Origin of the sequence: Micromonospora noduli, from assembly GCF_003264475.1 — a bacterium.
Taxonomy (GTDB): domain Bacteria; phylum Actinomycetota; class Actinomycetes; order Mycobacteriales; family Micromonosporaceae; genus Micromonospora; species Micromonospora noduli.
Genome location: NZ_PYAC01000001.1, coordinates 1,230,686 through 1,246,058, shown reverse-complemented (window position 1 = coordinate 1,246,058; position 15,373 = coordinate 1,230,686). Strand labels below are relative to the sequence as shown.

Sequence of the window (15,373 nt, the reverse complement as noted above, 5' to 3'; positions counted from 1 at the left end):
CGTAACTCGGCGCCTCACGTGGGTTATCTCTCGGGAGATTGCTTCTTCGTCGCTGACGGAATGCCGACCAAGGCCTTTCGCCGGCACCGGCGTGGATATCTCATGTTGTCGGACCGTTATCGATCATGGACGTCGCTCGGTGGGGAGCCAGCACGCATGGAACAGGTCTTTCGGATGTTATTGGTGCGCAACGCCGAAGCGGCGGATCCCCAGACTGATGCGGTATCGGTGTCGAACACACCGCTGCAGGAGGAACTGGGCAGCGTCACCGGAGACGAGTCACGTAGCGAGGTCATGGAGCGCGCGAGGGCGTTCGTCGGCAGTAGCCGGTTCGTCGACGACGCCGAGCGGGTAGCCGGCGGGCCGAAGCTGCGCGAGCTGCGTACCAGGCTGACGGAGCTGCGGGACCCTACCGAGGAGCAGGTGGAGCAGACCGTACGCGACATGCTTGGTGACGGCTACGCCGAGCAGGTCGGCGCTACGACGTGGCGGGAACGCAAGGAACAGTTGGCCGACAGCGCGCTGGCACTGAAGCTGTTGTCCACCAGCGATCCGGGTGCGATGGCGGAGCTGGTCGGGTTGCTACGCGCGGTGCGCTTCGTCGAAGCCTGGGTAGACCGCAACGGCGCCGACCGGGTGGCGGCCACCCTGCCGATCCTCGACATGCCACTGGTGCTGCCGGTGCTCTCCGGGCTGAAGCTGGCGCCACAGCGGCCGAACACCACCGCGCCTCCGGCACGAGCGGTGCCGCCGCTTGCGGACTTGCAGCAGGTCGGGCGGCAGGGGCAGGTCATCGACAGCGTCGTGCGGGAGCTGACCACTATCGCTCCCCGGTTCTTCCGTACCCAGGACGGCGATCCGCAGGAGCCGGGCGGCGCACGGCTCGACGATGGCGGACGCACGTCGAAAGCTGCCGCGAAGGGCGCTGGCATCAGCATCGCGGGCAGCCAGGACGGTCCCCGCCTCGGGCTCTCCGAGGCCGGCGTCAAGGTGATCAGCGAAGCCAGTCGCCGTTACCTCGGTCAACTGGGGCTGGACCTGTCGCGGGACTCGGTGAGCCAGGTGGTGGCTCGGCTGGACACGGAGAAGGCCGGGTTGGTACGCGACCTGCGCCCCACGGCGGGGAACACCGTACTGGCGTTGGCCGACATGTTCCGTGCCGGCTCGTACGGGCTGGGTGGTGCGTTCCTGTGGCGGTTCCCCGGAGGCGACCGGCAGCCGCTGCCGACCACGCACGGCACGGTACGGCCCATCGGGGAGGGTGAGTTGCTGGTGGTGCGGCAACAGCTCACCGGATACGAGCCTGGCGAGGTCGCCCACATCGAGAACGTGCTGCGGGGTGAGAACAAGCAGCGCACCCACCGGCGGCGCGAGGTCACCGAGGAGATCTTCGTGACCGAGCGCGAGATCGAGCGGGAGGAGGAGCGCGACCTGGAGACCACCGAGCGCTTCGAGCTCAGCCACGAGGCGTCCGAGGTGCTCAAGGAGGAGGCGGAGGTCGAGGGCGGGCTGCGGATCCGCGCCCAGGTCAGCCCCGCCGTGCTGATTGAGGCGAACGCACGGGCGGCGTACACCAACGCCCGCGAGAGTTCCCGGAAGAAGGCCAGCGAGTACGCCCGTGAGGTGGTCGACAAGTCGGTGAACAGGCTCGCCGAGCGAATCCGTACCCAGGAGACGCTGCGGGTGACCCGCGAGGTGGAGGAGATCAACGACCACAGCGTCGACAACGTCGACGGGGACGGCCACGTGGTGGGTGTCTACCAGTGGGTGGACAAGTGGTACGAAGCCCAACTGTTCCGCTATGGCGGCCGCACCATGTACGACTTCGTGATTCCGGAGCCGGCGATGTTCCTCACCGGTGCGCTGGAGGAGGACGCCACCCGGGACGTGGGGCGACCGCGCCCGGAGCCGTTCCAACTCGACGCCAGCCAGCTCACCGAAGCCGACTACCTCTACTGGGCGAACAAGTACCACGCCACCGGCGTCCAGCCGCCGCCGCGTTTCGAGGAGACCCGCTCGGTGACGTTCTCCTCAGGTGGCGGCGGTGAGGCCGGCGACATGTCGCAGCGCCAGGACCTGCCCATCCCCGAGGGGTACAACGCGGTGCAGGCCCACGTCACCGCGGGCTTCTCCGGGTCCCAAATCTACATCTCGGTTGGGCGCAAGGTGTTCCTGTACGAGTCGCACTCCGGTCTGCGGTCGACGAACCTCGACTTGGAGGAAGGCACGATCCCGATCACGATGGTCGCCAACGACACGCCGCTGTTCGCGGTCAGCATCGAGGTGGTCTGCCGGCGCTCGGAGCGGGCGATGCTCGACTGGCAGATCCGTACCCACGCCGAGATCAAGCAGGCGTACCTGGAGCAGCAGGCGCGGTTTGACGAGGCGACGGCCCGTGCGGCGGCCAACCACGGGGTGGTCATCGACGGCCGCAATCCGGGGGCCAACCGGGCGTTGGAGCTCACCGAGCTGAAAAAGGCGTGCATCTCGGTGCTGACGCACCAGCACTTCGACGCCTTCGGCGCGGTGGAGACCGGTGCGATGGGGGTGCCGCAGGTGGACGTGGCCGTGGTCGAGGAACAGGGCAACTACATCCGGTTCTTCGAACACGCCTTCGAGTGGCAGCTGATGAGTTTCCTGTTCTACCCGTACTTCTGGGGCCGGAAGAGCACCTGGCTGGACCGGGTGCGGTACGACAACAATGACCCGGAGTTCGCCGAGTTCGTACGCTCTGGTGCCGCCCGGGTGCTGCTGCCGGTGCGGGAGGGGTTCGAGACCTCGGTGGAGCACTTCATGCGTACCGGGCAGGTGTGGCAGGGCGGGCCGCCACCGGAGATCACCGACCCCGAGTACCTGCCGATCGTCAAGGAGATCCAGGAACGTACCGGCGCCCCGGGCGACGAGGTGCCGGAGGGGGCGCCCTGGCGCGTACGCGTGCCGACCCGACTGGTCCGGCTGCGCCCGGAAGGCGGGCTACCGAGCTGGGTCAAGCATGACGACGGCACCTGGCGGCCGGACGAATCGGACGGTCGGTGACGAGGTCGGCGGCCCGGCTCCAGCATGGACGGTAACGAGGACTTCGGACGGTTCCTGGAACTGCTGCTGGCCGACAGCATCGCCGCCGGCTGGTTCGATCCGGACGCGGCGGGCTCATCGGCGTCACTGACCGGTGAGGTGATCCCGCCGTACCGCGTCACTCTGCCCCCGGCCGGTGAGGACGGCGGCGGTGACCCGCCCGACGGCGGTGGTGCCGACGGCGGGAGCGAGTCGTCTCCGCTGCGGCAGGCGTTGGCGGCGGTGCTCGCCGACGGCGGCACCGCCACGCTGGGGCGCGCCAGCTCACCTACGGTGCGTGCGCTACTGGACCCCGCGGCGCGCGACGAGGTGCGGCGTACGGTGAGCGCTGTCGTCACCGCGACGGACGCGTACCGAAGCGAGCTGGACGTTGCCGTACCAGCCGACGCGCCGCACGACATGGTGCTCGCGGCGCTGCTGTCGCTGCTACACGGACCGGCGTGGGGTGCCGCCTTGACCCGGCTGCACGCGCTGCTCGCCTGGTACGAGCGGACGGTCGCACTCAGCGTGGTGATCACCGTCGAACGGTTGGGCCGCCGCGACTCGGAGCCAGCCATGTTTCGCGACCTGACCAGGGCGGTGCGGCTGGGCCGCAACCGGCTCAGCACCGCAGTACGCGCCCTCGTCGACGCCACCGTCCACGTGCCGCACACCCACCAGGCGCTGGTGGAACGGCAACTCACCATGCTCACTGGCCGGCGGACCGACTGGCAGCGGCGACAACTGGTGGCGCAGTTGGCCGGGGTAGCACCACCGTCGCCGGCCGACCTGGAGGTGTACCAGCGGCTGCGGGCGTTGGCCCGCCGCCGGACCGACTTGGAGGCGGTGCTGAGCGCGGACCGGGCGGAACGGGAGCGGCTGCGCCGGCAAGCCGGCTCCTCTGCGGAGACCCGCGAGACGCGATCCGCTAGCAGGGCCCAGCTGCGGGTGCTCTGGCCCCAAATTCAGGAGCAACAGCAGGAGCTCACGACTATGAGCCGCGAGATCGCCAGCCTCCGCCGGGCGCTCAGCGGCGCGACGATGAGCCGGATCGCGGCCTACCAGGACGCCGAACGCCGCGGGATCCGGGACGACGAGGCCCGCCAGGAACGCGACGCCCTGCTGCAGCGCATGGACCAGGAACTCACGTCGTTGACGAGCCACCGGCTGTCAGTCGCCGACGAGACCGGCCGCTGGCAGCGGTACGAGCTGCTACTGGAGCGGCTGCTGAAGAACAGCCACAACCTCGGGCTGGAGCTGTTCATGGACTCGTTCCTGAAGGTCAGCTCGTCGGCGGAGCGGCGCCGGGACATCGGAATCTCCGCACACATGACCGGCCAGGTGCAGTGGTTGAGCTACCCCGGCCACGGCGACAACGCCGTTGACTGGAACTGTCATGCCGGCCTGCCGCTGGTGCTCTCGGCCCCGCAGGAGTTCCGGCTTCCCGAGCGGTTCCGCGCTACCCCGGACGACGCGGCGGCGTACCGCTTGGCGGGGGGAAGTGCGGTGGTCGAGGCGCGCGCGTCCGACGACATCCAGGACATCTTCGGCAAGATCGCGTACGGCCTGCTCGGCCGGCAGGGATCGCGGGAGACGGAGCTGGGGGCGCTGCTGCGCGCGCACGGCGACGACGAGATCGCCCCGGCCGAGGTGCTCATCCGTTCGTCCAGTGGCAGCGAGGTGTCCCGGCTGCTTACCGGTCTGGTCGCCCGCAATCTCACCCCGATCGACAACGCCGCAGCCTTCGACGCGCTGCGCGCGAGGATCGTCCGGGACCTGGAAGCCGGTGTGGTGCGGGCCCGTGGCCTGCCGGTGGGGACGGTGCTGTTCCGCCCGGATCGGCTGCACGCCGACTCGGGCGCGTTCGGGCTGGGTCGCATCGTCACCCCCCACATCACGGTGGGCGAGCTGCTCTCCTCGGTACGGGAGTTGCTCTCCAGCGACAGCAGCTCCGCGTACGACACCGAACGGCGCAGGTTGGTCAACCGGATCTGGCAGCTGTTGCTGTGGCTGCGCTCGGCTGGCGCCGACGACCACCGGCGCGCCGCCTCGGTGTCGGTGTGCCACACCTACCGCGGCCGCACACCCGACGAGCTGACGGTGACGGTCTACTACTCCCACATGTATGAGATCGCGGTGCGCTCCGGCACTCAGGTCAGTGTCGGCGACCAGCTCGGGCTCACCGGCTCCACCGGCAGCGCCGTCAACTCACACGTACACATCGAGATCTTCCTCTCCCGGGGCGGCAGCCAGCTCGGCGCCTGTCTGCCCCACGAGTTCTTCCCGCTCACATCTTAGCTGGGGCTGACAGCCCAGGCCCACAGGCGGATTGGCTTGCTATCCGCCGATCGGGACGGCGTCGTGAACGCGCAGCACTAGCTGAGCACAACTCGTGTCGATCATCGGATACCGGTATGTCTCATATGTGCGACGTAGACGTAGCGGTGGTCAAGGATGCTTGACCACGCCGAAACCCATCCGACACCGCGCCTGGCGCTACTCTCGGTGACCAGCGCCGGGCGAGCTTCGCGGTGACGGTTATTCGTCATACCGTCACCGGTCATGCCGGTTGTGTTCCAGGAACCAGCCCTTGTTGGTCTCGATGATGCTGAGCGCGTACAGGTCACAGACCCGGGACAGCAGCGCTCGAACCGCAGGGTCGGCGGTGTCTGCCTTGACCATCAGTGACAGGTCGACCTGCGCCAGCATCTCGCTGGCGATGATCGAGTCGCCGACGTCGGAGCTGCCGCCGTACTCGGTGGGGAAGGCCGACGCCATACCGAGCTCGGCGGGGAGTTCGGTGAGCAACCGGGTGATCTGCTCCCGTGCCTGGTCACCGGTCTCGCCGTAGACCGGGAGGAAACGCGCGTCGAGGTGCTCCCGGTGCGCGTTGCGGACTGCGGCCCACGGTCCGTCGAGCACGTCCCGCAGGCGAGCGAGGTCGATCTGATAGGGCAGGGTTCCCCCTCAGCTGACGGGCAATGGTGTCGGCAGTGCCCGATCAAGAATACCGACGCCTCGGTGAGTCGCTAAGGGGAGACCGTGGTAAGAGGGCGCACCGATCACGTAACCCCACGCCTGCCTGATCGCTTGTCACGACGATTTGGGGTGTCGGCTGAATGGAGATGGTGTCTTCGAAGCCGGCCGCAATCGGAAGCTGCGGCACTGCGCCGAAGATCAGATTACGCGATCGACCCACGATGGAATATGACAGTTGTATGACAGTTCTCTATCAACCCCAACAAATTCTGGAACTGCTCTCCCCGGTCGAGCGCCGATCCGCCGGTGGGAGGCGTTCCAGCGGGACGATCGACGCAGGCTGCATCAATCCTGCCCGGTCTGACCGCTGTGGGCGATGGGTTGCGCAACATCCCCCGGACGACCAGTCCGGCACCGGTACTCGCAAATTTTTGTGTGCATATCCACAACCCTGCGGTGCCGACTGGATTTGTGGCGAGACCGTCGGTAGGTTTCGCCGCCGGGCCTATTGACCCGCGGAATGTGATCGATGTTGATATCGACGAAGAGACGCGAAGATGGCGCCGGTGATGCGATACACCAGCCGGTTTCCGTCGAGAGGGGGATCGTGTCCGCGCTCATAGTGCAGTCGCTCTACAAGATTTTCGGCAACCGGGCTGACGAAGCGGTACGACGCCTGGCGGACGGCAAGCCCCGCGCCGAGGCGCTCGCCGGGCTGCCGGCCACGGCCGCGGTTATCGATGCGAACTTCGAGGTACGCCCCGGCGAGATCTTCGTCGTCATGGGCCTCTCCGGTTCCGGAAAGTCGACCCTGATCCGGATGCTCAACGGCCTGCTGCAGCCCACCAGGGGAAGCGTGCGCGTCGATGGGGTCGAGTTGACCACGCTCAAGCCGGCGGCGCTGCGCAAGCTGCGCCGCGAGAAGATCAGCATGGTGTTCCAGCACTTCGCGCTCATGCCGCATCGGACGGTGCTGGAGAACGCCGGGTACGCGCTGGAGGTCGCGGGGCTGCCCAAGGCCGAGCGACGTGAGCGGGCCATGGACGCGCTGCGCATGGTGGGCCTGACGGAGTGGGCGGACAACCTGCCCCACGACCTTTCCGGCGGCATGCGGCAGCGAGTCGGGTTGGCCCGAGCGCTCGCGGCCGGAACCGAGATCCTGCTGATGGACGAGGCGTTCTCGGCGCTGGACCCGCTGATCCGCCGGGAAATTCAGGACCAGCTCCTGGAGCTGCAGGCCGAACTTGGCAAGACGATCATCTTCATCACGCACGACCTGAACGAGGCCATGCGGCTCGGCGACCGTATCGCGGTGATGCGGGACGGTCGGATCGTTCAGATCGGCACCGCCGAGGAGATCCTGACCGACCCGGCCAACGACTACGTGGCGCAGTTCGTCGCCGACGTCGACCGGACCCGGATCCTCACCGCCGCGTCGGTGATGGAGAAGCCCCAGCAGGTGCTGGACGTCAACGCCGGCCCCCGGGTCGCCGCCAAGGCGTTGCGGGAAAGCCAAACCTCGGTGGTCTACGTGACCGGTCCGATGAAAAAGTTCCTCGGCACGGTCACCGAGGACGAGGTGTTGCGGGCGCTCCGCGAGGGCCGCCCCCACCTCGACGGTTACGTGTCGACCGAGCGGGTCCGCACTGTCACCGCGGACACCTCGGTGGCCGACCTCTTCGCCGACTGCGCGGAAAGTCAGCACCCGGTGGCCGTCCTCGACGAGCGCGACCGGCTGATCGGGGTGATCCCCCGGATCACCCTGCTCAGTGCGCTGGCCGCCGCGACCCCGGACGAGCCGACACAGGGCCAGGACCAGGTGGACCTGGTCGGAACGAAGGGAGAGCCGGCATGAGACTGACGCAGTCGCCGCTGGACAGTTGGCTGCCCCGGGTGCCGCTGGGCGCCTGGACCGAGTCCGCCGTCGACTGGGCCACCGGCGCCCTCGGCCCGTTCTTCGACGGTGTCGCCGCCGTGGTCGAGGCGTTGGTGCGACCGCTCAACGACCTGCTCACCGGCATACCGGCCGTGGTGGTCGTTCTGGTGCTCGCCGGGCTCGGCTGGTGGCTGCGCGGGTGGAAGTTCGCCCTCGGTACCGCGGTCGGCCTCGGCCTGGTGGCCGGAATGCCGTACTGGGAGGAGACCATGAGCACGCTCGCGCAGGTGCTCGTGGCCAGCACCCTGGCGTTGCTGATGGCCATCCCGCTGGGTGTGCTCGTCGCCGAGAACAAGCGGGCCTCCGCGGTGGCCCGGCCGGTGCTGGACCTGATGCAGACCATGCCCGCGTTCGTGTACCTCATTCCGGCGATCTTCTTCTTCGGCATCGGCACCGTGCCGGGCGTGCTGGCCACCCTGGTTTTCAGCATGCCGCCCGGCGTCCGCCTGACTGAGTTGGGTCTGCGTCAGGTCGACAAGGAAATCGTCCAGGCCGCCGAGTCCTTCGGTGCGCCGCCGTGGATGGTGCTGCTGCGGACCAAGCTGCCGCTGGCACTGCCCACGATCATGACCGGCGTCAACCAGGTCATCATGCTGGCCCTGTCCATGGTGGTTATCGCCGGCATGGTGGGCGCCGGCGGCCTCGGCGACGTGATCATGTTCGCGTTGTCCCAGGTGGAGGTGGGCAGCGGCTTCGAAGGTGGGATCGCCGTCGTGATCCTCGCCGTGGTACTCGACCGCCTCACCGACTCGGCGGGCGACCGTTTCCCGTCCGCCCGGGCGCAACGCCTCGCGCGGCAGGCCGCCTGACCGTCGCTCTCCGCCGGCAATCCCCTTTCCCGCCTACGCGGGGTCAGCCGGCATACCCGAAAGAGGAAGGACAACCCTTTTGTTCACGACACTGAAGCGCGCTCTCGCGCTCACGGTGACCGCCACCCTGGCTCTCGGTGGTGCTGCCGCCTGCAGTGAGCAGGACGACGCGTCCGACAACGGCAAGAAGATCACCATTGGTTACATGGCCTGGGACGAGGCGATCGCGGCCTCCCACCTGTGGCAGGACATCCTGCAGGACAAGGGCTACGAGGTCGAACTCAAGAACCTGGAGGCCGGTCTCGTCTACGGCGGTCTCGCCAACGGCGACATCGACCTGTTCCTGGACAGCTGGTTACCCCAGACGCACGCCTCCTACCTGGAGAAGTACGGCGACAAGCTGGAAAAGCTCGGCGTCTGGTACGACGACGCCAGCCTGAGCATCGCCGTGCCGAAGTACGTCGAGGGCATCAACTCGCTGGCTGACCTGGCCGGCAAGGCCGCCAGCTTCGACGGGGAAATCATCGGGATCGAGCCGGGTGCAGGTCTGACCAAGGCCACCCAGGAGAAGGTCATCCCCGAGTACGGCCTGGACGGCAAGCTGAAGCTGAAGACCTCCTCCACCCCGGCGATGCTGGCCGCCTTGGACGGCGCGATCGCCGACAAGAAGCCGATCGTTGTCACCCTCTGGCACCCGCACTGGGCCTACGCCAAGTACGAGTTGAAGGACCTCGCCGACCCCAAGGGCACCCTCGGCCAGGCCGAGCAGATCAACACACTCGCCCGCACCGGCTTCGGCAAGGACTTCCCCGAGGCCACCGCAATGCTGAAGAAGTTCAAGATGGACGGTGAGCAGCTCGCGTCCCTGGAGGACCTGATGTTCAACACCCACAAGGGCGACGAGGAGAAGGCCGTCGAGGAGTGGCTGAAGGCCAACCCGGACTTTCCCAACACGCTCTCCTGAAACCGCATGACTCGTGGGGCCCCGCCGGTTCGGCGGGGCCCCTCGTCGTCTCCGCCAGTCGCTCGACGGCCCGTCACGAACGGGCACGGCGAGCCGTCACGAAAGTGGGCAGCAACCGTCATCGTTTCGTCGTCTAGTCCCGGCCGTCCCTTGGGTAGCGAATAAGAATCAGACGCTACGGAAGGAGCAGCTCATGCCACACGATACGACGGCGATTCTGGTCAAGCTCAGTGACTCCGGGCAGACGATCGCGGAGGCCGAGCACGACGTGCGCGGCCGGCGCGTCCTCGACGTCGACGGTGACGACCTGGGCAAGGTTGATGACCTGCTGGTCGATCGCGAGGAGCACAAGGTGCGGTTCCTGCGTGTCGAGCACGGAGGAATTCTCGGCATCGGCGCCACCGCCACCTTCCTCCCCGTCGAGGCGGTCAGCGACGTCACCGACGACACCGTGCGGGTCGACCTGACCCGGGAGAAGATCGAGCAGGCCCCAACGTACGACCCGGAGGTCGTCGAGGAGGCCGGCTACTACGAGGACGTGTACTGGTACTACGGCTACGCCCCGTTCTTCAGCCCGCGTGGGGTTGCTGCGCCGTACCCGGTGCCCCCGACCCGTCGCTGAGTTTCCGGGTGCCCGCGACCGACCGGTGTTTCGGCGGCTGGACACGGCCGCCGAAAAACCGAATCACCTGTGAGGAGACGTCATGACCTACGTCCCCTGGTTTCTGCCCGACGATTTTCCATCGCTGATCCAGGTCCAGCCGGCCTCTCGGGATGCCCAGCTGGCCTGCCGGCTGCTGGAGAGCATGCAGCGCGATCCCCGATTGCGTCACGAACGCATCTGCATCGAAGTGCAGAACCGCGTGGTCATCCTGGACGGTGTGGTCACGTGCGCCGACGTGAGCAGCGAGGCCCACGCCCGCGCCTGGAGCACTGCGGGAGTGCACGACGTCAACAACCGGCTACGCCCGCTGGAGCGGTAACAGTCGGTCCAACGGACGCCGTTGACGGTGGGTGCCCCGGCCGCAGCACATGCCGGTGGCCGCTGGTGAGGGCGGGCCGGTCTGATGACGACTATCGGGCCGGCTGCCCTCAACCTCCCGGCTGCGTGTGGTGGATGTCGTTATTGACGTGTAGCCGCGCTGCGGTACCACTGCACGCCGTTGGCTGCGAGGTCACGTCTGGCCCTCGCGACCCCGGCGATTTGGAAGCCCTGGGGGTCATGCACGGGCGCCATTGATCTGAGCCCAGACCGTCTTGCCGTCACAGCCGCTTGATGTCCGTTGCGCTGGTTCAACCATAGGCAGCCGCCTGCGGCGGAATCTCGGGAAACGCCCTGGTGCGGGGCAAGCCCAGCCGGAAGAGTGGCGAGGTCCGGACGGTTCACCTGGCGCGACGGCCACCGCCTCCGGCCGCGCTGGATGCCGTTGTCGTGCTGGGCCTGATCGCCGCCGTCGGTGAGGCCGCCGAGCGTCCCGGCCACAGCCGTTGCGTTCCGAACGCCGAGAACGGCACCGTCGGCGGGCCGTTATGATCTGCGAGGTCTGTGGAGCGCCGGGAAGTCTGGTCGGCACCGTGTTGAACCCTGCGCCCCGGAGGTTTCCTGTGCTGCTCCTCTGCTTCGCCGCTGTCCTGCTCGCCGCCGTGCTCGTGTCGGCGCTCGCGCACCGGACGATCCTGTCCACGGCGGCGTTGTTCCTGGTCGCCGGGTTCGTCCTTGGCGAGGACACCACCGGGGTGTTGCACCTGCAGGCCGACTCACCGATCGTGGCTCAACTGGCCGAATTGGCGCTGTTCGCGGTGCTGTTCACCGACGGGATGCGCGTGGGCTGGGCGGACCTGCGCAGCGCGTGGCGGCTGCCCGGCCGGGCGTTGGGCTGGGGCCTGCCGCTGACGCTGCTGGTGACCGCAGTACTGGCGCATTACGTGGCTGGGTTGGGCTGGGCGGAAGCCCTCCTGATCGGGGCGATCCTGGCGCCCACGGATCCGGTGTTCGCGGCCGCGTTGGTCGGCAACGACAAGGTGCCCGCGCGGCTGCGGCACCTCCTCAACGTCGAGTCCGGGGTGAACGACGGACTAGCGCTGCCGTTCGTGGTGGTGCTGCTCGCGGTCGCGGCCGGCTCCGACAACCTGCACCTGGGTGAGTTGACCACTGAACTGGCCGTCGGCCTGGCGATCGGGGTGCTGGTGCCGCTGGCGGCGCTCGCGCTGGAGCGAACACGCTTCTTCGCTGCCTCGGCGGCGTACGCGCCGCTGAACGGGGTCGCGATCGGGCTGCTGGTGCTGGCGCTCGGCAAGGCTACCCACGGTAATCTGTTCCTTGCCGCGTTCGCTGCCGGTATCACTGTCGCGACCTTCGGGCCCCGCGAACGTGCGGCGTTTGAGCATTTCGGGGAGAACATCGCCGAATTGCTCAAGCTGGGGGCGCTGCTGGTGTTCGGTGCCCTGATCTCGGTGGAGTTCCTCGGCGACATCTCCTGGACCGGTTGGGTCTTCGCCGTTCTGGCCATCGTGGTCGCCCGTCCGATCGCACTGTGGATCTCGTTCCTGCGCTCAGGGCTGAGCCTGCGGGAGCAGGCGGCCGCCATGTGGTTCGGGCCCAAGGGCTTCGCCTCGGTGGTCTACGGCCTGCTGGTAATCGAGTCTGGCATCGCCGCAGCCGACGAGATCTTCCACCTGGTCGCGCTCACGATCGTCATCTCGATCCTGGCGCACTCCTCGACCGACGTCGTGATCGCTCAGGCCTTTGACGACACCCGCGACACGCCCAACTGGCACGACGCGCTGCGCCGGGTGCGTCGGCGGATAGCGGTCCCGAGTCGGCCTGCCGGCGACCCTGCGGCCGTTGCCGCACCGGACATCGACGGTGAGGCCGAGGACGGTCAGGCAAACGCGAAGTAACGGAGCGGGTGGCGCCGACGGCGATGACGTTGCCACCGAGGCCGACGTCAAGCGCGAGCGCCACCATGGCAGGGGATGACGGCAAGGTCACGGCTCGCACGATGACTCCGGCGCTCTGAGACGCCACCGAGCCGGCGGTCTGCAGGTGGGTGATGCGACGTCTGAGTGCGCCACACCCCTTACCGTGTTTGTGATGGGGCTGGTCAGGCACTCAGGTCACGTCGGCGGTAGCCGACTGTGCCGGCGACCACTCCTGCCGCGGCGATGCCGACCATCACCAACGCTGGTGGCCATGCCGGTGCGGTGCTCGGTACCGCGGCCAGGTGCGCGAACGGGGACAGCGCACGGATCCAGGTGGGCGCGTTGATGCTGTCGGCGATGACCTGCCAGATGAACCCGCCAGCGGCCGGCAGGGCGCCGATCGCCGCGACGGCGCGCGGTGCCCATCCGAGCGCCAGGACAGCAGCTCCCAGACAGAGCAGCACAACTGGCACGACGTTCCAGGCCCCGGCGAGCGCGTCGCCGACCCCAAGGCCGGCCTGAACAGTGGCAGTACCGGCCCACATGGCGATGCCCGCGACCGTGATCAGGACCAGCGCGGCGCAGCCAGCGACGACCGCCTCGGCGCCCAACAGCCGTACCCGGGTCACCGGTGCGGCCAGCAGCAGGGTGAGACGCCGGGCGTTCTCGTCCGCGGCGACGGCGGCGAGCCGCACGGCGACGAACACCCCGACCGGAACGGCCAGCAGCGCGTACAGGGTGGCCGCGTAGCCCTCGACAGTGCCGAGGGCGGGGAAGCCGGCCTGGGCCGCCAGGGTCGCGAACTGGGGGTTGCCGGTCAGGAATTCGGTCATGGACCGGGCGATCAGGCCCAGGAGCAAAAAGTACGCGCCGATCCCGGCCGACCACGCAACCAGCGGCCGCGTGGTGCGCCGTACCGCGAAGGCGCGCACCGAACCGAGCAAGGCGGTACGCGCCGGCCGCCTGCCGGCCGTAGCAAGAATCCCTGCGCCGACGTCACGCCGCGCCGCGAGCCGACTGGCGAGGGCCATTAGCAGCACTGCGGCGCACGTCAGCACCGACACCGGTAGCCCTCGATTGGTGTCGAACGGGCGGGTGAGCGCCAAGAGCCCGATCGGGGACAGCCACCGGAGCCAGGCCAGCGTGGGTACACCGTCGCCGACCATCCGCATGAGGAGCCCGACGACCAGGACGCCGGCCGCGACGCCGTTGGCCGCCGACCGACTGACGAACAGCTGCGCGGTGACGCCCCCGACGGCGACGAAGAAGAGCCCGATGGCAGCGAGCCCGGTTCCGTGCAACAAGGAACCGGGGCCGTCCACTCCCGTAGCGATCATCGCCGCCGCGGTCGCCGCTCCGACGAGGACCGGTACGACGGCCAGGACACCGAGGTGCTGGCGGACAGCCTCGGCGAGGGTGGTGGGGCCGGACAGCAACAGACTCCACCGGCCGGCGTCCTCCTCACCACGGGTGATCCGGGTGGCGGCGAGCATTGCCCACACGCCGAGCAGGACGGCCAGGACGGTGCCTGTGCGCCACACGGTGAACCCGCCTGCCTGGTCGAGTGCGATCGGTTCGCCGAACAGGGTGCGGATCGCGGGGTTGCGGGCCAGCGCCGCCAGGGCGGTCGGATCCAGCGCGTCCGTGCGGTAGCCAGCCACCACCAGGGCGGAGATGCCCGCACATACGGTGGTCACGACCAGGGCGCCGCGGCGTACCTGGCGCGCTGCGAGCCCTCTCAGTGCCCGCTGCGGGTGGGCTGCTGTCGTTGTGGTCGCGGTCATCGGGCGTTCTGCCCGTAGTAGGCGAGGAAGATCTCCTCCAGGCTCTGCTCGCGGACGACGATCGTTGCCACGTCAGCGTCGGCCAGGGCGCGCAGCGCGGCGGCGGGGGAGCCGTTCAGGGTGAACCGCACGGTCGTGGCGCCATCGCTGTGCAGGCCGTCGACGCCGAGGACGCCGGTGAGGTCCGGTGGCGCGCCGGTGAACGTCGCGGCCACCTCGGTGTGGTGCAGTCGACGCAGCTGCGCGACGGACGCCACCTCGACCAGTTCGCCAGCGCGCAGGATGCCGACGCGGTCGCAGACGGCCTCGACCTCGGCGAGCTGGTGGGAGCTGAGGAACACCGTCTGCCCGTTGTCGCGGGCAACCCCGACCGCCTGCCGGAACTGCATTTCCATGAGCGGGTCCAGGCCGCTGGTTGGCTCGTCCAGCACCAGCAGAGGCGCCCGGGTGGCGAACGCCGCGATCAGAGCGACCTTCTGCCGGTTGCCCGTCGAGTAGGTGCCGGCCGGTTTGGACACATCGAGTGCGAATCGTTGGACGAGCTCGTCGCGGTAGGCGGTGTCCGTGCCAGGGCCGATGCGGGCAAGTAGGTCCAGAACCTCGGCGCCGGTCATTCGTGGCCACAGCGCCACATCCGCAGGCACGTAGGCGAGCCTGCGGTGGGCGGCGGCGACGTCCGTGGCGTCGGTGTCGAAGATCCACGCCTGTCCGGAGGTGGGTCGGGCAAGGCCGAGTAACAGCCGGATCGTGGTTGATTTTCCGGCGCCGTTGGGGCCGAGAAACCCGAACACCTCGCCGGCCGCGACGTCGAGGGTGAGGTCATCGAGGGCGAGTAGCCGCCCGTACCGCTTGGACAGATTTTCGGTGCGCAGGGCAGAAACGCCCATCGGAGCCTCCAGGAGCCGCAGCACGACATGACCTGCCG

At 68.5% G+C, this 15,373-nt stretch carries 11 protein-coding genes; 8 read left to right on the top strand and 3 right to left on the bottom strand.

The features are described from left to right. The first annotated feature begins 228 nt into the window (after positions 1–228). Together MED15_RS05340 and MED15_RS05335 are read left to right on the top strand one after the other, a co-directional pair. The gene (locus tag MED15_RS05340; RefSeq protein ID WP_112734893.1) at positions 229–3,036 is read left to right on the top strand and encodes a hypothetical protein; all 2,808 of its coding nucleotides are present in this window, start codon (positions 229–231) and stop codon (positions 3,034–3,036) included. Positions 3,037–3,060: 24 nt separating this feature from the next. Further along, complete coding sequence (locus MED15_RS05335; RefSeq protein ID WP_112734892.1) at positions 3,061–5,352, top strand: M23 family metallopeptidase; 2,292 nt, start codon at positions 3,061–3,063, stop codon at positions 5,350–5,352. A gap of 255 nt (positions 5,353–5,607) precedes the next feature. Here the strand turns inward: MED15_RS05335 and MED15_RS05330 are convergent, their stop codons facing one another. Next, entirely contained in the window at positions 5,608–5,976 is a 369-nt protein-coding gene (locus MED15_RS05330) for a hypothetical protein (protein WP_244220367.1), read from the bottom strand. Positions 5,977–6,637: 661 nt separating this feature from the next. Between MED15_RS05330 and MED15_RS05325 the strand changes: the two genes are divergently transcribed. The 6 genes from MED15_RS05325 (at position 6,638) to MED15_RS05295 (ending at position 12,643) form a co-directional block, all read left to right on the top strand. Then, entirely contained in the window at positions 6,638–7,888 is a 1,251-nt protein-coding gene (locus MED15_RS05325) for a quaternary amine ABC transporter ATP-binding protein (RefSeq protein ID WP_425271070.1), read from the top strand. After that, a complete protein-coding gene (locus tag MED15_RS05320) occupies positions 7,885–8,778 on the top strand; it encodes an ABC transporter permease (protein ID WP_112734889.1) in 894 nt (297 codons plus the stop codon). Before MED15_RS05325 ends, MED15_RS05320 begins: the two co-directional genes overlap by 4 nt. Before the next feature lie 79 nt (positions 8,779–8,857). After that, complete coding sequence (locus MED15_RS05315) at positions 8,858–9,742, top strand: glycine betaine ABC transporter substrate-binding protein (protein WP_112734888.1); 885 nt, start codon at positions 8,858–8,860, stop codon at positions 9,740–9,742. A gap of 193 nt (positions 9,743–9,935) precedes the next feature. Then, positions 9,936–10,364: a PRC-barrel domain-containing protein gene (locus MED15_RS05310; RefSeq protein WP_112734887.1), complete on the top strand. Its 429-nt coding sequence runs from the start codon at positions 9,936–9,938 to the stop codon at positions 10,362–10,364. 82 nt (positions 10,365–10,446) lie between these two features. Beyond that, positions 10,447–10,725: a BON domain-containing protein gene (locus MED15_RS05305; protein WP_112734886.1), complete on the top strand. Its 279-nt coding sequence runs from the start codon at positions 10,447–10,449 to the stop codon at positions 10,723–10,725. A 622-nt stretch (positions 10,726–11,347) separates the two neighbouring features. Then, positions 11,348–12,643, top strand: coding sequence for a cation:proton antiporter (locus MED15_RS05295; RefSeq protein WP_225855011.1), 1,296 nt, complete (start codon positions 11,348–11,350; stop codon positions 12,641–12,643). Positions 12,644–12,846: 203 nt separating this feature from the next. Here MED15_RS05295 and MED15_RS05290 read toward each other — a convergent pair whose 3' ends face one another. Both MED15_RS05290 and MED15_RS05285 read right to left on the bottom strand, forming a co-directional pair. Continuing rightward, complete coding sequence (locus MED15_RS05290) at positions 12,847–14,448, bottom strand: ABC transporter permease (protein WP_146766686.1); 1,602 nt, start codon at positions 14,446–14,448, stop codon at positions 12,847–12,849. Then, positions 14,445–15,335, bottom strand: coding sequence for an ABC transporter ATP-binding protein (locus MED15_RS05285; protein ID WP_112602368.1), 891 nt, complete (start codon positions 15,333–15,335; stop codon positions 14,445–14,447). Before MED15_RS05285 ends, MED15_RS05290 begins: the two co-directional genes overlap by 4 nt. Positions 15,336–15,373 lie beyond the last annotated feature (38 nt).